The organism is Chromobacterium sp. CCUG 30098 (assembly GCF_059916605.1).
On record NZ_JAUCGS010000005.1, the window covers coordinates 214,850 to 235,056 of the forward strand.

General features: G+C 65.5%; 19 protein-coding genes. 7 read left to right on the plus strand and 12 right to left on the minus strand.

The window, feature by feature from the left end:
* Positions 1-20: 20 nt before the first annotated feature.
* The 6 genes from QUG03_RS13470 to QUG03_RS13495 form a co-directional block, all read right to left on the minus strand.
* Positions 21-1,154 carry a branched-chain amino acid ABC transporter substrate-binding protein gene (locus QUG03_RS13470; RefSeq protein WP_107799027.1) on the minus strand — a complete coding sequence of 378 codons (1,134 nt, stop codon included), beginning with the start codon at positions 1,152-1,154 and terminating at the stop codon, positions 21-23.
* 73 nt (positions 1,155-1,227) lie between these two features.
* A complete protein-coding gene (locus QUG03_RS13475) occupies positions 1,228-2,709 on the minus strand; it encodes an aldehyde dehydrogenase (RefSeq protein WP_107799026.1) in 1,482 nt (493 codons plus the stop codon).
* A gap of 12 nt (positions 2,710-2,721) precedes the next feature.
* On the minus strand, positions 2,722-3,597 hold the full coding sequence (gene dapA, locus QUG03_RS13480) for a 4-hydroxy-tetrahydrodipicolinate synthase (RefSeq protein ID WP_500820209.1): 876 nt from the start codon (positions 3,595-3,597) through the stop codon (positions 2,722-2,724).
* Between the two features lie 43 nt (positions 3,598-3,640).
* Entirely contained in the window at positions 3,641-5,050 is a 1,410-nt protein-coding gene (gene nhaC, locus QUG03_RS13485) for a Na+/H+ antiporter NhaC (protein WP_107799024.1), read from the minus strand.
* Between the two features lie 211 nt (positions 5,051-5,261).
* A complete protein-coding gene (locus QUG03_RS13490) occupies positions 5,262-6,506 on the minus strand; it encodes an NAD(P)/FAD-dependent oxidoreductase (protein WP_488878443.1) in 1,245 nt (414 codons plus the stop codon).
* Between the two features lies 1 nt (position 6,507).
* Entirely contained in the window at positions 6,508-7,509 is a 1,002-nt protein-coding gene (locus QUG03_RS13495; protein ID WP_227107477.1) for a 4-hydroxyproline epimerase, read from the minus strand.
* Positions 7,510-7,862: 353 nt separating this feature from the next.
* On the opposite strand from QUG03_RS13495, the gene QUG03_RS13500 reads away from it, so the two are divergent.
* The 4 genes from QUG03_RS13500 (at position 7,863) to hcnC (ending at position 12,054) form a co-directional block, all read left to right on the plus strand.
* Entirely contained in the window at positions 7,863-8,558 is a 696-nt protein-coding gene (locus QUG03_RS13500; protein WP_500820210.1) for a GntR family transcriptional regulator, read from the plus strand.
* 549 nt (positions 8,559-9,107) lie between these two features.
* Complete coding sequence (locus QUG03_RS13505; protein ID WP_304529379.1) at positions 9,108-9,386, plus strand: (2Fe-2S)-binding protein; 279 nt, start codon at positions 9,108-9,110, stop codon at positions 9,384-9,386.
* A complete protein-coding gene (locus QUG03_RS13510) occupies positions 9,383-10,780 on the plus strand; it encodes an FAD/NAD(P)-dependent oxidoreductase (RefSeq protein ID WP_107799019.1) in 1,398 nt (465 codons plus the stop codon). The genes QUG03_RS13505 and QUG03_RS13510 overlap by 4 nt, the downstream gene beginning before the upstream one ends.
* A gap of 2 nt (positions 10,781-10,782) precedes the next feature.
* Entirely contained in the window at positions 10,783-12,054 is a 1,272-nt protein-coding gene (gene hcnC, locus QUG03_RS13515; protein ID WP_107799018.1) for a cyanide-forming glycine dehydrogenase subunit HcnC, read from the plus strand.
* A gap of 256 nt (positions 12,055-12,310) precedes the next feature.
* Here hcnC and recR read toward each other — a convergent pair whose 3' ends face one another.
* The 6 genes from recR to hrcA all read right to left on the minus strand — a co-directional run bounded on the left by recR (position 12,311) and on the right by hrcA (position 17,917).
* Entirely contained in the window at positions 12,311-12,913 is a 603-nt protein-coding gene (recR, locus tag QUG03_RS13520) for a recombination mediator RecR (protein WP_048412399.1), read from the minus strand.
* 5 nt (positions 12,914-12,918) lie between these two features.
* Positions 12,919-13,374, minus strand: a complete 456-nt coding sequence (locus QUG03_RS13525) for an Rv1443c family protein (RefSeq protein ID WP_500820211.1) — start codon at positions 13,372-13,374, stop codon at positions 12,919-12,921.
* Between the two features lie 70 nt (positions 13,375-13,444).
* A complete protein-coding gene (locus QUG03_RS13530; RefSeq protein WP_081547734.1) occupies positions 13,445-13,783 on the minus strand; it encodes a YbaB/EbfC family nucleoid-associated protein in 339 nt (112 codons plus the stop codon).
* Positions 13,784-13,790: 7 nt separating this feature from the next.
* Entirely contained in the window at positions 13,791-15,680 is a 1,890-nt protein-coding gene (gene dnaX, locus QUG03_RS13535; RefSeq protein ID WP_500820212.1) for a DNA polymerase III subunit gamma/tau, read from the minus strand.
* 73 nt (positions 15,681-15,753) lie between these two features.
* Positions 15,754-16,764: a lytic murein transglycosylase B gene (gene mltB, locus QUG03_RS13540; protein WP_227107469.1), complete on the minus strand. Its 1,011-nt coding sequence runs from the start codon at positions 16,762-16,764 to the stop codon at positions 15,754-15,756.
* 130 nt (positions 16,765-16,894) lie between these two features.
* A complete protein-coding gene (hrcA, locus tag QUG03_RS13545; RefSeq protein ID WP_107799013.1) occupies positions 16,895-17,917 on the minus strand; it encodes a heat-inducible transcriptional repressor HrcA in 1,023 nt (340 codons plus the stop codon).
* A gap of 310 nt (positions 17,918-18,227) precedes the next feature.
* Here hrcA and recA point away from each other — a divergent pair, with 310 nt between their 5' ends.
* The 3 genes from recA to QUG03_RS13560 are packed head-to-tail and all read left to right on the plus strand — an operon-like array spanning position 18,228 to position 20,205.
* Positions 18,228-19,280, plus strand: coding sequence for a recombinase RecA (gene recA / locus QUG03_RS13550; protein ID WP_043591738.1), 1,053 nt, complete (start codon positions 18,228-18,230; stop codon positions 19,278-19,280).
* Positions 19,281-19,288: 8 nt separating this feature from the next.
* Positions 19,289-19,744: a recombination regulator RecX gene (gene recX, locus QUG03_RS13555; RefSeq protein ID WP_235089538.1), complete on the plus strand. Its 456-nt coding sequence runs from the start codon at positions 19,289-19,291 to the stop codon at positions 19,742-19,744.
* Positions 19,745-19,746: 2 nt separating this feature from the next.
* Complete coding sequence (locus QUG03_RS13560) at positions 19,747-20,205, plus strand: SRPBCC family protein (RefSeq protein ID WP_500820214.1); 459 nt, start codon at positions 19,747-19,749, stop codon at positions 20,203-20,205.
* Positions 20,206-20,207: the final 2 nt, after the last annotated feature.

Here is a 20,207-nt window from a genome sequence, read left to right on the forward strand (position 1 = left end):
CCCACCCTCCTTTCACTACCTCACTGCATCACCGCCCGTGTCGTCCACTGGCCGTTCTTGACTTCGGAAATCGTCACCGCCGCCTTGTTGAGATCGCCCTTGGCGTCAAAGGAAAAATCGGTGCTGACTCCGGCGTAGCTGAGCTTGGCCAATACCGGCATGAATCGCGCCGGCTCCACCGAACCCGCCTGCTGCATGGCGGCCGCCACCATCATCATGCCGTCGTAGAACTGCGGCCCCAGCCTCACCACATCCTGCTTGAAACGCGCCTGATAGCGCTGGCGGAAAGCCTTGCCCGCCGGCCTGTCGTTCAACTGGCCGCCGGGAATGCCGGCGAAGTGGCCGCCGGCGCTGTCGCCGGCCAGGCTGAGGAAGGTGGGCGTTTGCAGCATGTCGCCGCCCAGCAGGCGCGCGTCCAGACCCAGCCGCTTCATCTGCTTGGCCATGGGCGCGGCCTGGGCGTCGGCGCCGCCGTAGAAGATCACCTGCGGCCGCAGCGGCTTGACCGCGGTCAGGATGGCGGAAAAATCGCTGGCCTTGTCGTTGGTGTACTCGCGGCGGGCGATCTTGCCGCCGCTGGCCTGCACCGCCTTGGCGAACTCGTCGGCGATGCCCTGGCCGTAGGCGGTGCGGTCGTCTATCACCACGATGCTGCTCGCCTTCAGCGTCTGCACCGCGAAGCGGCCCAGCGCAGCGCCCACCTGGCTGTCGCTGCCCACCAGCCGGAAGGCGGTGCGGTAGCCCTGCCGGGTATAGGCCGGGTTGGTGGACACCGATAGCTGCGGAATGCCGGCGGCGGCGTAAAGACGCGCAGCCGGAATCGACACTCCGGAATTGAAATGGCCGAGCACCGCCTTGACGCCGGAGTCGACGAAGCGTTGCGCCACCTGGGTGCCGATGCGCGGATCGGCCTGGTCGTCCTCCGCCAGCAACTGGAAGCGCACCGGCTGGCCGCCTATCTGCGGCTTGCGCGCGTTCAATTCGTCCACCGCCAGCCGCGCGGCGTTTTCATTGTCCTTGCCGTAATGGGCTTGCGGGCCGGACAAGGGCGAGGCGAAGCCTATCTTGACCAGGGTTTCGGCGGCCGCCGGCCAGGCGCCGATCAGCAGCGCGGCGCCGGCGAGCGCCGCCCGCAGGGGGAAAATGGTTTTCATCTCGTCTCTCCTTTGTTTTGGATGGGTGCTGCGCAAAACGCCCGGCGCCGCGCCGGCGGCGCCGGGCCTCAAGCTAGTTCACGTACCAGATGGTCTTGGTCTGCTGGTATTGCTCCAGCGCCTCAAGGCCTTTGTCGCGCCCGCCGAAGCCGGATTGTTTGAAGCCGCCGAAGGGCGTGGTGATGTCGCCCTCGGAGAAGCCGTTGACCGACACCGTGCCGGCGCGCAAGGCGGCGGCCACGCGCTGCGCGCGCCTGACGTCGCGGGTGTACAGCGAGGCGGCCAGGCCGTAGACGCTGTCGTTGGCCAGGCGCACCGCTTCTTCCTCGCTGTCGAAGGTGCTTACCGCCAGGATCGGGCCGAAGATTTCCTCCTGGAAGACGCGCATCTTGGCGTCGACCTGGTCGAAAATGGTGGGTTCGATATACCAGCCGCTGCCCAGCTCGGCGTGGATGCGGCCGCCGTGCACCAGCCGCGCGCCCTCGGCCTTGGCCGCGTCCAGATAGGCTTTCACCCGCTCGAAATGGGCTTGTTCCACCAGCGGCCCCACCTGCACCGTCGGATCGGTGGGCAGGCCCAGCTTCCAGCCGGCCAGCCGTCGCTTGAGCTTCTCCAGCAAGGCGTCCTTGACGCTGGCGGCGACGATCAAGCGCGAGCCGCAGCTGCAGTTCTCGCTCATATTCCAGAAGGCCGCGGCCAGCACGTCGTCGACGATCTCGTCCAGCTCGGCGTCCTCGAACACCAGCTGCGGACTCTTGCCGCCCAGCTCCAGCACCACTTCCTTCAGATTGCTCTCGGCGGAATACTGCAGGAACAAACGCCCCACTTCGGTGGAGCCGGTGAAGGACACCATGTCCACGTCCGGATGCCGGCCCAACGCCTCGCCCACCGACTGGCCGGAGCCGGTGACCAGGGTCAGCGCCGCGGCGGGAATGCCGGCCTGATGCGCCAGCTGGGTGATGCGATAGGCGCTGAGCGAGGTCTGCTTGGCCGGCTTCACCACCACCGAGTTGCCGGCGGCCAGCGCCGGCGCCACTTTCCACGCGTACATCTGCGCCGGGAAGTTCCACGGCAGCACCGCGCCCACCACGCCTATCGGCTCCTTGACGATGAAGCCCAGCGCCTCCGGCCCGGTGGGCGCCACCTTGCCGTAGCACTTGTCTATCGCCTCCGCGTACCAGCCGAAGGTGTCCAGCGTGGCCGGCAGATCGGTGTTCAGGCATTCGGTGATGGGTTTGCCGGCGTCGATGCAGTCCAGCGCCGCCAACTCCTCGACGTGTTCTTGCAATAGCGCCACCCAGCGCTGCATCGCCTGCTTGCGCTCGGCCGGCGGCCGGCGCGACCATTCGCCGGACTCGAAGCCGGCGCGCGCCGCCGCCACCGCGGCGTCGACGTCGGCGGCGTCGCCGGCGGCGACATGGCCGATCAGGCTGTTGTCCATCGGCGTCCGATTGTCCAGCCGCGCGCCCTTGCCCTCATGGCCGGGGATCAGCAGGCCGGCCCATAATTGCCCGGCGCGGGCCTGCTCGAATACCGTTTCCTTGCTTAATGGCATCTCAGTCTCCTGTTAACGATCGAACGCGGCCAGCGCGTCGAGGAAGGCCTTGGCTTCCGCGCCCGGCAAGGGCAGCAGCGGCAGGCGCACATCGCCGGCCTCGACGCCGTGGCGACGCACGCCCAGCTTGGCCTTCTGGTTGTAGCCGCCGGATTCCATCGCCTGGATCGCCGGATACATCGCCGCCATCAGCGCGCGCACCCGCGCCCAGTCCTCGACCTTGGCGGCGTTCAGCATCGCCACCTGTTCGCCGGGAAAGACGTTGGCCGCGCCGCTGATCCAGCTGCGCACGCCCCAGAACAGAAAATCCGCCGCCTGGTCGTCGCAGCCGCAGATCACCTCGAAATCCGGCAATTTCGCCTGGATCAGCGCCAGCGCGCGGCTGAAATCGCCGCTGCTTTCCTTGATGCCGACGATATTGGGCTCGCGGCTCAGCTCCGCCACGCTGTCGATGTCGATGCCGACCCCGGCGCGCGCCGGGAAGTTGTAGAGAATGATGGGCAGCGCGCTGGCGGCGGCCACCGCCTTGAAATGGGCAACGATGCCGGCCTGGTCCGGCAGGCTGTAGGCCGGCGGCGCCAGCATCAGCGCCTCGTAGCCCAGCTCCGCCGCCTGGCGCGCGCGCGCGATCGCGCCGCGGGTGGACAGGTCGTTGGCGCCGGCGATCAGCCGCAGCCGGCCCTTGCCCGCCTGGGCCACGCACTCCAGCACTTGGCGGCGCTCGCCCTCGTCCAGCGCGTAGTATTCGCCGGTGGTGCCGCAGGCGACGACGCCGGCGACGCCTTGCTCGATGAAACGCTCGATCAGCTGCCGCAGCGCCGCCAGGTCCAGGCGGCCGTCGCGGTCGAACGGCGTGACGATGGGAACCAGAATGCCTTGTTCTTGCATGGGAGTTTCCTTTGTACTTACGGGTGGAAGAAGGTCGCGCGGCTCAAGCCGGCGCGGCGGCGGCGGGCGCGGAGCGGACGCGCCAGATCGCGATGTCGGCGTAGCCGTAGAACACGCTGATGGCGATCACCAGCAGGTGGTACCAGAGAAAGGGCAGATACTGCAGCGTGGACACGCCCAACGTCGCCGCCATGAACACGCCGCCGTCACTCCAGGGCACCATGGGCGCGGTCACCGTGCCGCCGGCTTCAACATTGCGCGACAGCACCCGGCGCTCTATGCCCTGCAGATCGTAATTGCGCTCGGTGATGGTGCTGGCGGTGATCAGCGACACATAGGCGGCGCCGCCGAAGAAGTTGCCGAAGAAGCCACCCAGAATCGTCGAAACGGTCAAACGGCCCGGATTATTGGCCCAGCGCAGGAAGTTGGCGCTGATCACCTCCAGGATGCCGGCGCGTTCCATCAGGCCGCCCAGACCCAGGGCGAACAGGATCAGCGCGATCACGCTGAGCATGGATTCGATGCCGCCGCGGTTGAGCAAGGTATTGAGAAACTCCACGTCGGACGCGGTGCGGTTGCCGAAGTACGCGGTGCGCACCGCGTCCAGCACGGGCATGTCCTGCGCCCACCAGGCGCAGACGATGCCCATCACCGCCCCCGAGCAGATCACCGGGATGGACGGCAGCCGCATCGTCAACATCGTGATCACCGCCGCCGCCGGCAGCAGCAGCCAGCCGTTGACGGTGAAGTGCGAGCCCAAGGCCTGCATCGCCAGATCGGCGCGGCCGGTGTCCAGGCCGGCGTCGACATAGAAGAAACCGACGCCGAGGAACAACAGCGCGGTCAGCAAGGTGGCCGGCACGCTGACCCACATCATCGAACGGATGTGGTCGATCAGATCCACCTTGCACAGAGAGGCGGTCATCACCGTGGTGTCCGACAGCGGCGACATCTTGTCGCCGACATAGGCGCCGGAAATCACCGCGCCGGCCACCAGCGGCAAAGGCATGCCGAAGCTGTAGCCTATGCCCATCATCGCGATGCCCGCCGTGCCGGCGGTGCCGAAGGAGGTGCCGGTGGCCAACGAAGTCAGCATGCAGATGATGAAGGCCGCGCACAGAAAGATCTGCGGGCTCATGATGGCCAGGCCGTAGTAGATGATGGCCGGCACCACGCCGCCGGCGATCCAGGTGCCGATCAGCGCGCCCACGGTGATCAGCACCAGCACCGCCACCATGCCGTTGTGGATGCCCTGGATCAGGCCTTGCTGCATATCGTCGTAACTGCGGCCCAGCCAGTTGCCCAGCCCTATCACCAGGAACCAGCTGCTGAACAGCGCCAGTTGGATGGGCAGGTCCAGCACGTTAAGGAATAGAAACATGATGGCGATGAAACCGGCCATCACCGCGACAACCTGGGTTGCGCTCGGCAAGCGCGGCGATCTTTGTTGCATGGCGTTTCTCCTCTGCTCGGGTGGGCGGCCGGCGGCGTCGAGGCTGCCGGCGCGGAGGGGCCGCGGCGCTCAGAACCTGTTTACGGTCTGCTGCGCTGCTGCGATACCGCATTGAAAACGACTTCGACATGCTCATGCACCACGGGTACATTCCGCTTCCTCGGCCGTTTTCGCCTTGTCTCGCTCTAACTCGCGAGATCGAAAACACGTTCTAAAAGCGCGCCAGGCGGTAAGGATGCAAATCCAGATCCGGCGGACGCCGCAACACCATGTCGCGCAGCAGCGCGCCGGTGGTGGCGGCCAGCGTCAGGCCCAAATGGCCGTGGCCGAAAGCGAAATACAGGCCCTGGCGATCCGGGGCCGGGCCGATCACCGGCACGGTGTCCGGCAGCGACGGCCGGTTGCCCATCCACAGCGTCATGCCTTCGGTGGAAAAATCGCCGACGATGCGCCGCGCCTTGTCCAGCAGGATCTCGGCGCGCCGCCAGTCCGGCGCCGCGTCGCGGTGGGCCAGTTCCACGGTGCCGGCCAACCGCAGGCCGCCGTCGGCCAGCGGCAGGATCACGAAGCTTTCGCTGGCGCACTGAATGAAATGGCGCAAAGCCACCCCGGCCTTGGGCAGGTTGACGTGATAGCCGCGCTCGCTTTCCAGCGGCACCCGGTAGCGGCACTGCCGGGTGAAGCGATCGCTCCAGATGCCGGCGGTCACCACCACCTGGGCGGCGGCCAGCGTGCGGCCATCGGCGCAGACCACGCCGTCAACCTTGCCCTCGCCTTCGCTCAGAGCCGCCGCCTCCGCTTGTTCGAAGCCGCCGCCGGCGGCGATGAAGGCGTCGAACAGGCCCCGGCAGAACAGATAGGGATCATCGACATGGGACCAGGACGCCACCTTGACCGCGCGCGCCCAGCCGTCCAGCAGCGCCGGCTCGCAAGCCTGGGCCGCCGCCTGATCCAGCGCCTGCCAGCCCACGCCGTGCTCGGACTTCCGCCGCCAGGCCGGCAAGGCCCGCTCCAGCTCTGCCGCGTCGCGGTACAAGGTCAGCGCGCCGTGCCGCCGCCACATGCCCTCCAGCCCGGCCAGCTCCACCAGCGGCGCGTAATCGGCGGCGGCCCGGTTCAGCAAAGCCGCCAGCGCGCGGGTCAGGGCAGCCACCCGCGCCGGCCGGCTGGCCAGCGCGAAACGCGCCAGCCACGGCGCCAGCGTCGGCAAATAGCGCCAGCGCACCGCCAGCGGCCCCAGCGGGTCCAGCAGCCAGCCGGGCAGGCGGCGCCAGACGCCGGGCTCGGCCAAGGGAATCACATCGCTGACCGCCAGCGCGCCGGCGTTGCCGTAGCTGGTTTCCCGCGCCGGTTCGCCGCGGTCCAGCAGCAACACCTCCAGCCCGGCTTGCCGCAGTTGCAGCGCCGCGGCGATGCCCACCACGCCGGCGCCGACGACAATGACGCGCGCGCTCATCTCAGGCCACCTCGAAGCCGTGGACATAGGGATCGGCGTCGTCCAGCAGGATGCGGTTGTAGCCGGTGAAGCGCGCCCAGCCCCGCACCGAGGGCACGATGGCCGGGTAATCGCCCACCCGCGTTTCCGCCAGCACGCGGCCGACGAACTGGCTGCCGATCAGGCTCTCGTGGATGAAATCCTCGCCGACGGCGAGCAGGCCGCGCGCGTGACGCTGAGCCAGCCGCGCCGAAGTGCCGGTGCCGCAAGGCGAGCGGTCCAGCGCGGACTCGCCGTACAACACCGCGTTGGCGGCGCTGGAGCCGGCGTTCTTGGCCGCGCCGGTCCACTGGCAATGGCGGACGCCGCGGATATTGGGGTCCAGCGGATGGACGATGTCGTAATGCCGGTTCAGGTATTCGCGCAGTTCGCGCCCCATCGCCACCAGCTGCGCCGGCGAGTAATCCGCCATATCGCGATAGCCCGGCTGCGCCTCGACGATGGGATAGAAATTGCCGCCGTAGGCGATGTCCACCCGCAAGCGCCCCAACGCGGACACCTCGGCCTCCACATCGCGCAGGTAGAGGAAGGACGGCACATTGGTCAAGGTCACCGCGGCGACCTTGTCGCCCTCCATCCGGTACTCTGCCGCCACCTTGCCCGCCGGCGTGTCCAGATTCAACACCCCGGGCGCGGCCGGCGTCACCAGACCGTGCTCCAGCGCCATGGTGACCACGCCTATGGTGCCGTGGCCGCACATCGGCAGGCAGCCGCTGGTCTCGATGTAAAGCACCGCGATGTCGCAATCCTCCCGCGTCGACGGATACAGAAAGGCGCCGGACATCTGCGCATGGCCGCGCGGCTCGAACATCAGCCCGGTGCGTATCCAGTCGTAGCGGCGGATGAAATCCAGCCGCCGCTCCGCCTGGGTCTCCCCTTCCAGCCGCGGACCGCCGTTCACCACCAGCCGCACCGGATTGCCGCAGGTATGGCCATCGAGACATTCGAATTCGCGCACCGCCATGTTCTTGCTCCTCGCTTGTGATGGGGCCACTCTAACCGCGCTCATTTTTGAATACAATTTTTGAGGCGCGCAGCAGACAAGCGCTTGCGAGAATATTGCGTTATATTACATGTGAAATAATTAATTTCATAATAAAATCAACATGTTATTGCGTGTTGTTTTTTAATCACCTTGCATTGCAGCATTGCCGCCAACTCAAAAACACCTTAAAAAAGGGATGAAACCATGAATAATTGAATACAAAATTACAGCAAGCACGCCCATAATCCATGCCAAAACAAAGACTGGACGCGGCCATTGCCCGCCCTCCCCGCGCCTGTGATAATTTGAAAACTCCAACCGCCGATTTCGCCATGCCCCAAACCACCGCTCCGCGCCAAACCCTCACCGCCACCACCACCGACACGCTGCGCCAGCGCATCCTGCTGGGAGAGTGGCCGGCCGGCACCCAACTGCGCCAGGAGGCGCTATCCAAGGAACTGGGCGTCAGCCGGGTACCGCTGCGAGAGGCGCTGCGTCAACTGGAGGCGGAAGGATTGGTGGCCATCACCGAACGGCGCGGCGCGGTGATCGCCCAGCTGTCGCTGCCGGAAGTGCTGGAATTGCTGCGGGTGAGAGTGCTGCTGGAATGCGATATGTTGCTGGAGGCGGTGCCGCGGCAGACCCAGGCGGATCTGGACGCGGCCGGCGCGCTGCTGGCGCAGTTCGAGGAGGCGCTGCGCCGACGGGATGTCGGCGCCTGGGGCATTCTGAATTCGCGCTTCCACCTGGCGCTGTACCAGGCGGCCGACCGGCCGCAAACCCTGGCGCTGATCGAGCAGTTGCACAATCGCACCGATCGCTACACCCGGATGCAGATTCTGCTGACCAATTTCAGCGACCGCGCCCATCGCGAGCACAGCGAAATGCTCGAACTGTGCCGCCGCAAGGACGCGGTCAGCGCCGCCGCCTTCCTGAGACAACACATTCTGAACGCGGAAGAAGCCCTGGAGGCCTGGCACCAGGAGCATCAAGGCGAAAACGGCCACGGCGCGCGCAAGCCGGCCTGAATACCGCCCGCCAAGCGCGGCAAGCACTTGGTTTCAAACAGAAAAGTCTTTAGACACACTATATCCAACAGCTAAAATAATGATGATGACATCAGCTTTCTAGCCATTTGATCATAATCAAATAATGCACAGTTTTGAAAATGCTATGCGCATTAAAATAACAGAAAAATACATTATTCCAACGGTCTAGTCACGCGCAAAATCCAATCAAGTCATTGTTTTTCAAAAATAAACACAACACAAACGCCTGCCGATCTCCTGCTGCGCCCGCCAATCTGTATACATCTGATCACAGCAATCTGTACATTGCCTGTACCCATACAATGCGATAACAATGCTTGCGACAATTAAAAAGCGATTCATCATAATTAGGCTACGGCAATCGCCAAATAGCCTGATTGTCTGACCATAGTCAGGCGTGACCAAATCGCTCGCCGCCGGAAGCGACTGTCCACTCCGCGCTCCATCCGGCGCTCCCTTATCGTGTCAGTAGAACCAAAACGAGCTATTTCGATGCCAAATTTAGACAGAAAATATGACATTCAGAAATTGAATGAAGATCAAATCGCCATCAACATCAATGGCAACACCGTCGCCGCCGCGCAGGGCGAGACCGTGCTCAGCGTGCTCAACGCCGTCGGCTTGCGCCGCGTCAGCCGCAACGACAGCCAGCAAAGCATGGGTTCCTATTGCGGCATGGGCGTCTGCCATTGCTGCCTGGTGCGCATCGACGGCCGCTACAAGCGCCGCGCCTGCCAGACCGTGGTGCAGCCCGGCATGACCGTGGAAACCGCGGCCAATCGCATCGAACTGGAGGGCCTGCAATGAGCGCGCGCCCCATCATCGTCGGCGGCGGCCCCGCCGGCATGGCCGCGGCCATCGAGCTGGTCAAGCACGGCCTGCCCTGCACGCTGATAGACGAAGCCTCGCGCCTGGGCGGCGTGGTTTACCGCGGCCCGCTGCGCCAGGGCGTGACCCTGGACTATTTGGGCGAGCGCTACCGCGACGCCATGCAGGCGCTGCACGCGCAGTTCGCCGAAGTCAGCCACGCGGTGGAGATCAAGCTGAACACCCGCGTCGTCGGCGGCGAAGCCGGCCAATGGCTGTACGCGCTGAATGAACAGGAAAAAGTCGAAAAGATCGACTTTGAACAATTGCTGCTGTCCGCCGGCTGCCACGAACGCAGCGTGCCCTTCCCCGGCTGGACCCTGCCCGGCGTGATCATGCTGGGCGGCCTGCAATTGCAGATCAAGAGCGGCGTGGTCAAGCCGCTGGGCCGCACCACCATCGTCGGCACCGGTCCCCTGCTGCCGCTGGTGGCCTGTCAATTGCATCGCGCCGGCGCCGACGTTCAGGGCGTCTACGAAGCCAGTTCCTTCGGCCGCATCGCCAAGGAAACCCTGGCCATGCTGAACAAGCCGCAGCTGTTCCTGGACGGCCTGAGCATGCTGGCCTACCTGAAACGCCACGGCGTGCCGCTGCACTACGGCTGGGGCGTGGTGGAAGCGAGCGGCCAGCAAGAGGTGCAGGAAGTCACCGTCGCGCCTTACGACGACAACTGGACGCCGGACCTGAACCGCGCGGTCAGCCTGGCCACGGAAACCCTGGCGGTGGGCTACGGCTTCATTCCGCGCACCCAGCTGACCCAGCAAATGGGCCTGCGCCACGCTTACGACGCCGACGGCTTCCTCAAGCCGGAAATCAACGGCTGGCAGCAAAGCAGCGAAGCCCACATCCACCTGGCCGGCGACATCGGCGGCCTGCGCGGCGGCGAGGCCGCCATGCTGAGCGGCCGCATCGCCGCCCAGTCCATCCTCAAGCAACGCGGCGCGATCAGCGCCGAACTGGCCGAGAAAAACCGCCAGCGCTACCTGACGGAACTGAAAACAGTGTTGCGCTTCCGCGTGGGCATAGACAGCTTCACCCAGCGCGGCAGCGGACAGCTGACGCTGCCGCAGGAAGACACGGTGATCTGCCGCTGCGAGAACGCGCTGCGCAAGGATATCGACGCCGCGCTGGAACAAGGCGTGCAGGACTTGATCAGCCTGAAGATGCGCACCCGCGTCAGCATGGGCGATTGCCAGGGCAAGATGTGCGTCGGCTATTGCAGCGACCGCCTGCGCGAGCACACCGGCAAGGCGGACGTGGGCTGGATCCGCCCGCGCTTCCCGCTGGACCCCTTGCCGTTCTCCGCCTTCCAAACCGAAACCGAAGAGGCCTGACCATGAGCAGACAATACGACATCGTGATCGCCGGCGGCGGCGTGATCGGCGCCTCTTGCGCCTACCAGCTGTCCAAACGCAAAGACCTGAAAATCGCGCTGATCGACGCCAAGCGCCCCGGCAACGCCTCGCGCGCCTCGGCCGGCGGCCTGTGGGCGATCGGCGAATCGGTGGGCCTGGGCTGCGGCGTGATCTTCTTCCGCATGACCTCGGCCAAGAACAAGCGCGAGGCGGCCGGCGCCGCCATCGCCGTGGACGCCAGCACCCCGCACATCCTGCCGGAGTCCTTCTTCAATTTCGCGCTGGCCTCCAACGCGCTGTATCCGGCCCTGCATCAGGAGTTGATCGAAAACCACGGCATGGATTTCAAGTTCGAGGAAACCGGGCTGAAATTCGTGATTTACGACGAGGAAGACCAGCTCTACGCCGAACACATCGCCGCGCAGATTCCCCACCTGTCCGATCAGGTGCGCTGGGTGGACCAGGCCCAACTGCGTGAAAACGAGCCCTACATCAGCCACGAGGCCACCGGCGCGCTGGAATTCCTGTGCGACCACCAGGTCAGCCCCTTCCGCCTGACCGACGCCTATACCGAGGCCGCGCGCCAGAACGGCGTCGACGTATTCTTCAACACCAATGTCACCGGCGTGCTCAAGCAAGGCTCGCGCGTCACCGGCGTGCGGACGCTGGAAGCCGGCGAATTCCACTGCCACACCCTGATCAACGCCGCCGGCTCCTGGGCCGCCGAGTTGAGCCAATGGGCGACCGGCGTCGATATTCCGGTCAAACCGGTCAAGGGCCAGATCGTGCTGTCGGAAAAGATGCCCAAGCTGTTGCGCGGCTGCATCACCACCAGCGATTGCTATATCGCGCAGAAGGACAACGGCGAAATCCTGATCGGCAGCACCACGGAGGACAAGGGCTTCGACGTCAGCAACACCTATCCGGAAATCGCCGGCCTGGTCAAAGGCGCGATCCGCTGCCTGCCGGAGATGAAGAACATCAACATCAAGCGTTGCTGGGCCGGCTTGCGCCCCGGCTCCCCGGACGAGCTGCCCATCCTCGGGCCGATGCAGGGCGTGGACGGCTATCTGAACGCCTGCGGTCACTTCCGCACCGGCATTCTGACCTCGGCCATCACCGGCGTGATGCTGGACGCGCTGGTGCGCGGCGAAACGCCGCCGCTGGACGTGACGCCCTTCCTGGCCGACCGCTTCAACGCCCCGGCCGCCAAGCCGACGGTGCAGGAAGCCGTCGAACTGGCGCTCTCCTAAACCAGCGACGGCCCGTCGCTCCCGCGGCGGGCCGTCCCACTGATTCAGATGTTCCTCTGTTACAGGCCGGCTAGTCCGGCCTGCTTTTTTTGCCCCGCCGCGCCACCCTCTTAGAACCTGTTTACGATCTCGCGAGCTAGAGCGAGACAAGGCGAAAACAGCTGAGAAAGCGGAATGTACAGAGGGTACATGAGCATTTCGAAGCGGTACTCACCGTGTCACATTTCACAACGCGCAGCAGATCGTAAACAGCTTCTTACTGGCCTACGCCGCGGCGCTCGTACACTGCCTGCGCCAAGGTACCCAGGTCGACGTACTCCAGCTCGCCGCCCACCGGCATGCCGCGCGCGATGCGCGTCACTTTGAGGCCGCGCTCCTTCAGCAGCTCGGCGATCATATGCGCGGTGACCTCGCCCTCGGCGGTGAAATTGGTGGCGATGATCACCTCCTCCACCGCGCCGTCCGCCGCCCTCACCAGCAGCTTGTCCAGATTGATGTCGCGCGGGCCGACATTGTCCAGCGGCGAGATGCGGCCCATCAGCACGAAATACAGGCCGTCGAAGCATTTGGCCTGCTCCAGCGTCAGCAGATCCGCCGGCATCTCCACCACGCACAGCAAATCCTGCCGGCGCTCCTCGTCGGCGCAGATCGGACATAGCGGCGTTTCGCTGAAGGTATTGCAGCGTTCGCAGTGGGTCAATTGGGTCAGCGCGCGGTCCAGCGCGCGCGCCAGCTTGTCCGCGCCCTTCTTGTCGCGCTGCAACAGGTGGAAGGCCATCCGTTGCGCGGTCTTGGGTCCGACCCCCGGCAACACTTTCAGGGCGGAAATCAGATGGTCTAGAGCGGGAGGATTCTTCATCGCTTTCACAATCGGGAAAAACGGCGGCGCAGACGCGCGTGCCGCCAGGCGAAAACCAGGCGGAAAATGCCGTAATGCAGTGTCAACAAGCAGGGCGCGCGCGGCGCGAAGCCGATGCGGTCCACCACTTCGCAGCCGCCGGGCAAGGCGCGCACCCGCCGCCGGTGCAGCCAGCGCCGCTGGGTCAGCATGGTGGAGTGCTCGTCGAAGGCGCCCGGCTCCAGCCGCGTCAGCTCCAAGTCGTCGCATTCCACCGGCAACAGGCCGAACAGCAGAATCCGGCACGGTCCGATGCGCACCGGCGGCCTCAAGCCGTCGGGCAGCTCGCCGCCCGGCAAGCGCATGCGGAGCCAGGGCCCGAGCTCGTCGTTGATGCCGGCGGCGCTGGCGGCGTGCGCCCACACCCTGTCGGCGTCGGCGCGCAGCCGGCTGCGCACGGTGAAATGGGCGAATCCGCGCATGGCTACCTCGGAAACAACGTAAAAATGGCCCGGCGCGCGCCGAGCCATCCGGATGCCGAAACCGATGCGATCAGAACGGCAGCTTCATGCCGGCCGGCAGGTTCAGGCCGGCGGAGAAACCGGACATTTTTTCCTGAGTGGTGGCTTCCACCTTGCGCACCGCGTCGTTGAACGCGGCGGCAATCAGGTCTTCCAGCATTTCCTTGTCTTCCTTGGCGTCGTCCAGCAGGCTGTCGTCCAGGCTGACGCGCTTGACGTCGTGAGAGCAGGTCATCACCACCTTGACCATGCCGGCACCGGATTGGCCTTCCACTTCCACCGTGGCCAATTCTTCCTGCGCCTTCTTCATATTGTCCTGCATTTGCTGGGCCTGCTTCATCAGGCCGGCGATACCACCTTTGCCAAACATAATCGTTTCACTCCTTCACGGGTTGAATGGTTTCGATGAGCAGCGTCGCGTCGAATTCGCGCACCATTTGCTGCACCACCGGATCGTTTTTCATATTCTCGCGCGCGATGTCCAACTGCTCCTGCCGATGGCGGGCGTCTTTCATCGCCGGCGTCTCCAGGCCCAGCTCTTCCACCGTCACCGCCAATTCCACCGGCCGGCCAAAGCGCTCGCTCAAGGCGAGCTTGAGCTTGTCCTGGTAATCGCGGCTGGTCATGTGGCGGAAGCTCTCCGGCACCGCCAGCGCCAGGCGTTCCTGGTCCCAGTCCTTCAATACCGCATTATGGGCCAGCATGCGCGCCGCGCCCAGCTTGACGCCCAGTTCGGTCACCAGCGCCTGCCAGTCGCCGTCGAAGCGATAGTCGGCCGGCTCCTCCGGCGGCGCCTGCAAATAGGACGGCATCTCCTCGTCCGCCGCCGCGCCCTGATCCCAGGGCACCTCGTCGGGACTGACGTCGCCGTCGTCCGACGCGTCTTCCTCCTCGGGCTCCGGCTCGGGCGGCGGCGCGGCTTGACGGACCGGCGCGGCCGGCGCAGGCGGCCGGGCTTCGGGCGCGGCAGGCTCGGGTTCGGGTTCCGCCGCCGGCGCGCTGTCCTGAACCGGCTGCGGCGCGGATTGTCGCGGCGCCGGCGAACTCAGGCCGGCGGCCTGCAAGGCCCGCGCGGCCGGCGAAATGCCTCCCGGCGCGGCCGGGACCGGCTGCGCTTGCGGCGTCTGCGGGCGAGCCGGCGCGCCGGCGGCCGGGCGCGGAGGCGCGGCTTCGGCCCGGGCGTTGGCCGGATGGAAGGCCAGCATGCGCAGCAGGGTCATATTGAAACCGGCGTGCTCGTCCGGCGCCAGCGCCAGGTCTTTGCGGCCGTGGATGGCGATCTGGTAATACAGCTGCACGTCCTGCGGCGCGATGGCGTCCGCCAGCGCCTGCAGCGCGTCGCGCTCCGGCTCGTCCTGGGCAACCGCCTGCGGCACGGTCTGCATCAGCGCCAGCTGCTGCAACAAGACCGCCAGTTCGCTCAAAGCGCCTTCGAAGCTGACCCCGCGCTCGGCCAGGCCGTCGGCCTCGGCCATCAGCTGCGGGCCGTCACCGGCGGCCAAGGCCTGCAGCAAGGCGAACAGATAGCGGCGGTCCACCGCGCCCAGCATCGCGCGCACGCCGTCTTCCTTCACCTCGCCCAGACCGTAGGCGATGGCCTGGTCCAGCAGCGATTGCGCGTCGCGCATCGAACCGGAGGCAGCGCGGCCCAGCAAGGCCAGCGCCGGCGTCTCGTAGGCGATGCCCTCCACGTCCAGCATGTGGGCCAGATGGCCGGCCACTTGCTGCGGCGTCATATTGCGCAAGGAAAACTGCAGACAGCGGCTCAACACCGTGACCGGCACTTTCTGCGGATCGGTGGTGGCCAGAATGAATTTGACGTGGGCCGGCGGCTCCTCCAGCGTCTTCAGCATCGCGTTGAAGGCGCTCTTGGACAGCATGTGCACTTCGTCGATGATGTAGACCTTGAAGCGGCCGGACGTCGGCGCGTACTGGGCGTTTTCCAGCACTTCGCGGATATTGTCGATGCCGGTGTTGGACGCGGCGTCGATCTCCAGCAGATCGACGAAACGGCCGGTGTCGATCTGACGACAGGCCGAACATTCGCCGCAGGGTTCGGCGGTGGTGCCGGTTTCGCAGTTCAGGCTCTTGGCCAGAATCCGGGCGATGGTGGTCTTGCCCACCCCGCGCGTCCCCGTCAGCAGATAAGCGTGATGCAGACGCTGTTCTTTGAGGGCGTTGGTCAAGGCGCGCACCACGTGCTCCTGGCCGACCAGATCGGCAAAGCGCTTGGGACGCCACTTACGGGCAAGGACTTGATAGCTCATGGGGGCGGATTTTAATGGCAATTGCCGCGCGTGGCGACAGGTTTCGCGCCGCCGCGGTGGGCGGCGCGCGGCGTCACGGCTGGGCCGCGGCCTGGCCCGCCAGATAGCGCTGGCGCAGCTGATCCGCGATTTCCTGCACCGCCTTGGCGTACAGCGTGCTGCGGTTGTAGCGGGTGATCACGAAGAAGTTGTTGAGGCCCAGCCAGTATTCGGTGACGCCGGGCGCCGTTTCCAGCGGCACCAGCACCGCCGGCACGTCGTCGGCCACCGGCGACTGCGGCGTCACGCCCATTTTCTTTAGCTCGCCCACGGTGTAGTGCAGATTGAATTTGTCGGCGATCAGCTGATCGATCTGCGGCCCCGGCTGCACGCTGGCCGGCAGGATCACGTCGTCGCCGTGGCGCCAGCCGTGGCGCTGGAAGTAATTGGCCACGCTGCCGATCGCGTCGTCCGGATCGCTCCAGATGTCGCGGTGGCCGCTGCCGTCAAAATCCACCGCCCATTTGCGGAAGCTGGACGGCATGAACTGCGGCCAGCCCATCGCGCCGGCGTAGGAGCCCTTCAGCGTCAGCGGGTCCTTGCCCTCCTCCTTGGCCAGCAGCAGGAACTCGGTCAGCTCCTTGCGGAAGAATTCCGCGCGGCGCGGGTAATCGAAGCCTATGGTGGACAAGGCGTCCACCAGACGGAACGATCCGGTGTTGCGGCCGTAATGGGACTCCACGCCCAGGATGGCGACGATGAGCTCGGGCGCCACGCCGTATTGCTGCTCGGCCCGCGTCAGCGCGGCCGCGTTGGCGCGCCAGAACGCCACGCCGTCGGCAATGGTCTTTTCCCCCACCGTGGAATTGCGGAACTGATACCAGGGGCGCGAGGTGGACGGCTTGTCCAGAATCTTGATGATGTTGGGCTTGAGTTCGACATTGGCGAACACCGCCTCCAGCTCCGGGCGGTTGAACTGGCCGCCGGCCACTTGCTCGTCGATGTAGCGCTGCACGTCCGGACGCGCCAGAAAAGCCGCGTCGGCCTGCGCCAGCTGGAAGGAGAACAGAGCCGCCAACGGGGCCAGTTTAAGCAAAGATTTCATGGGCTGGTTTCTGAATAAGCGTTTTTGACTTAGCCGCGCTCCTCGAAGAACGCGGCGCGAAAACTATAGCCGCAGACCTCGCGTCAAGCCTTGCGGCGGCCAAAACCGGCGCACGGCCGGCGCACGGGCGTTAGGCCCGGAACGACAAGGCGCTGGACACCAGGCGCGCGGTAATGTCGACGATAGGGATCACCCGCTCGTAAGCCATCCGGGTGGGACCGACCACGCCCAGCGCGCCGACCACCTGGCCGTTGATCCGGTAAGGCGCGGTCACCACCGAGCATTCGTCCAGCGTCATCACGCCAGACTCCTCGCCGATGAAAATGTTCACGCCCTGCGCTTCCCGCCCCTGGTTCAGCAGCTTTAGCAGCTCGGTCTTGCGTTCGAACACGCTGAACAACTGACGCAGCCGCGACAAGTCCTCGGACAGGTCGCTCACCTCCAGCAGCCGGCTGCCGCCGGCCACCACCACCGCGGCGCTGCTGGCCGCCATCGAGCTCTGCCCCAGGCGGATCGCCGCCGACATCAATTCGGCGATGTCGCCCTGCAGCTGGCGCAACTCGTCCGCCACCCGGCTGGCGATACGATCCAGCCCCTGGCCGGCGTAATGCTGGTTGATGAAATTGCCGGCCTCTATCAATTCCGACGGCGTGTAATCGCGTTCGGTGGTCAGCAGATGGTTCTGCACGTCCCCGTCCAACGTCACCAAGATCATCAGCACCCGCCGCTCGGACAGACGCAGGAATTCGATCTGGCGAAAGGCGATGTCGGAGCGCTGCGGCGTGACGATCACGCCGGCGAAATGCGTCAGCTCGGACAGCAAGGAGGACGCGGACTGGGCGATGCGCTGCGGGCTGTCCGGCTGCAGATTCAGTTCCAGCTCGTGCAGCGCCGCCTCTTCCAAAGGCCGGATGGTGAGCAGACGATCGACGAACATGCGGTAGCCGCGCGCGGTGGGCACCCGGCCGGCCGAGGTGTGCGGTGCCGCGATCAGCCCCATCGCCTCCAGCTCCGCCAGCACATTGCGGATGGACGCGGACGACAGCTCGACGCCGGGCAGCATGGACAGGGTTTTGGACCCCACCGGCTGGCCGTCGACGATGTAGCGTTCGATCAGGACCTTGAGCAGGTGTTGCGCGCGTTCGTTCATCATGATGGCTTCATTGTACACAGGGTGGACACTTGTAAAAGTGGTCGCAATCACAACTTTTTCAAGCGAGATCGCGGTTTCCCGTCCCGAAGGACGGTATCGCCGGCAAGCGGCTCTGCCGTTGGCCAAGGCTTTATGAGATAATCGACGGCATCTTTTCGGCTATCGGCGCGGCAAGCGCGAGCGCGACGGGGCAAGCCCGCCGGCGCCGCGCAAACCCCTGTCCGGCATCGGGTTTTCCCCGCCGCCATGGACACGGCCCGCCGCTGGCCGAGCATTCATTTTGTTTAGCGCCCCCCACACTGGAGACAGCATGGCATCCGAAGACAAGAGCAAAGCGTTGGCCGCGGCCCTTGCCCAAATTGAAAAACAGTTTGGCAAGGGTTCGATCATGCGCATGAGCGACAACCAGATCAACGAAAACCTGCAAGTGGTCTCCACCGGCTCGCTGAGTCTGGACCTGGCGCTGGGCGTCGGCGGCCTGCCGCGCGGCCGCGTGGTGGAAATCTACGGCCCGGAGTCGTCCGGTAAAACCACCCTGTGTCTGCAAGCGGTGGCCGAGATGCAAAAATTGGGCGGCACCTGCGCCTACATCGACGCGGAAAACGCGCTGGACCCGCAATATGCGCAAAAGCTGGGCGTCAAGGTCGACGACCTGCTGATCTCGCAGCCGGACACCGGCGAGCAGGCGCTGGAAATCTGCGACATGCTGGTGCGCTCCAGCGGCGTCGATCTGATCGTGATCGACTCCGTCGCCGCCTTGGTGCCCAAGGCTGAAATCGAAGGCGAGATGGGCGACAGCCACGTGGGCCTGCAAGCCCGCCTGATGAGCCAGGCGCTGCGCAAGCTGACCGGCAACATCAAGCGCACCAACACCCTGGTGATCTTCATCAACCAGATCCGCATGAAGATCGGCGTGATGTTCGGCAACCCGGAAACCACCACCGGCGGCAACGCGCTGAAGTTCTACGCCTCCGTGCGCCTGGACATCCGCCGCACCGGCGGCATCAAGAAGGGCGAGGAAGTGATCGGCAACGACACCCGCGTCAAAGTGGTGAAGAACAAGGTGTCGCCGCCGTTCCGCCAGGCCGATTTCGAAATCCTGTACGGCGAGGGCATCTCCCGTCAGGGCGAGATCATCGAACTGGGCGTCAAGCACGGCTTCATCGACAAATCCGGCGCCTGGTACGCCTACAACGGCCAGAAGATCGGCCAGGGCAAGGACAACACCCGCGAATGGCTGAAGTCCAACCCGGAAATCGCCGCTGAAGTGGAACGCAAGATCCGCGACGCGGTGGGCATCAAAGTGGAAATCACCGAAGGCCAGCCGGACGAAGAGTTCGCCGACGACGCGCTCGACGCCTGATTCCCTGAATGGAAAAAAGCCTGAGGGCGCGAGCCGTCGATCTCCTGTCCCGCCGCGAATACACGCGGCGGGAACTGGAGCGGCGGCTCGCTCCGTTTGCGGAGAGCCCGGAACAATTGACGGCCTTGCTGGATGATCTGGCCGAACACAGCTGGCAGTCCGATCAGCGTTTCGCCCAGCAGTTCGCCGACAGCAAGGGCCAGCGCTACGGCAGCCGCCGCCTGCAACAGGAAATGCGTCAACGCGGCGTGGACGCCGAACTGATCCGCGACGCCTTGCAAGGCCGCGACGACCTTGCCGCCGCCCAGGCGCAATGGCGGAAGAAGTTCGGCCAGCTGCCGGACACGCCGCAGGAGCGCGCGCGCCAGATCCGCTTCCTGGCCGGACGCGGCTTCCCGATGTCCGTGATCGGCAAGGTGCTCAGCGGCGCCGCCGACGACGACTTTCCCGCCGACGAGGACTGAGCATGCAAACGCGCGGCATCGCCACCCATATCGACATAGACGCCGCGCCGTCCGCGGTCTGGCGCGTGCTGTGCGACTGGGCAGCCTACCCGGAATGGAACCCCTTCATCGTCGGCCTGCACGGCCGCCAGCAGATAGGGTCTCGCCTGGTGGTCAGCATCCATCCGCCCGGCCGGCCGCGGCTGACCTTCCGCCCGCGGCTGGAAGTCTTGCAAACGGCGGAGGAGCTGGTGTGGCTGGGGCGCGCGCTGCTGCCCTGCCTGCTGGGCGGCCGCCACAGTTTTCGCCTGGAAGCGCTGGAAAACGGCGGCACCCGCCTGCATCACGGCGAAACTTTCAGCGGCCTCTTGCTGCCGCTGTTCGGCCAGACGCTGCTGGCCGACACGCGCAAGGGTTTCGAATTGATGAACCAGGCGCTCAAGCGCCGCGCCGAAACCCTTGCCAGCGCCGGCGCGGCTTGACA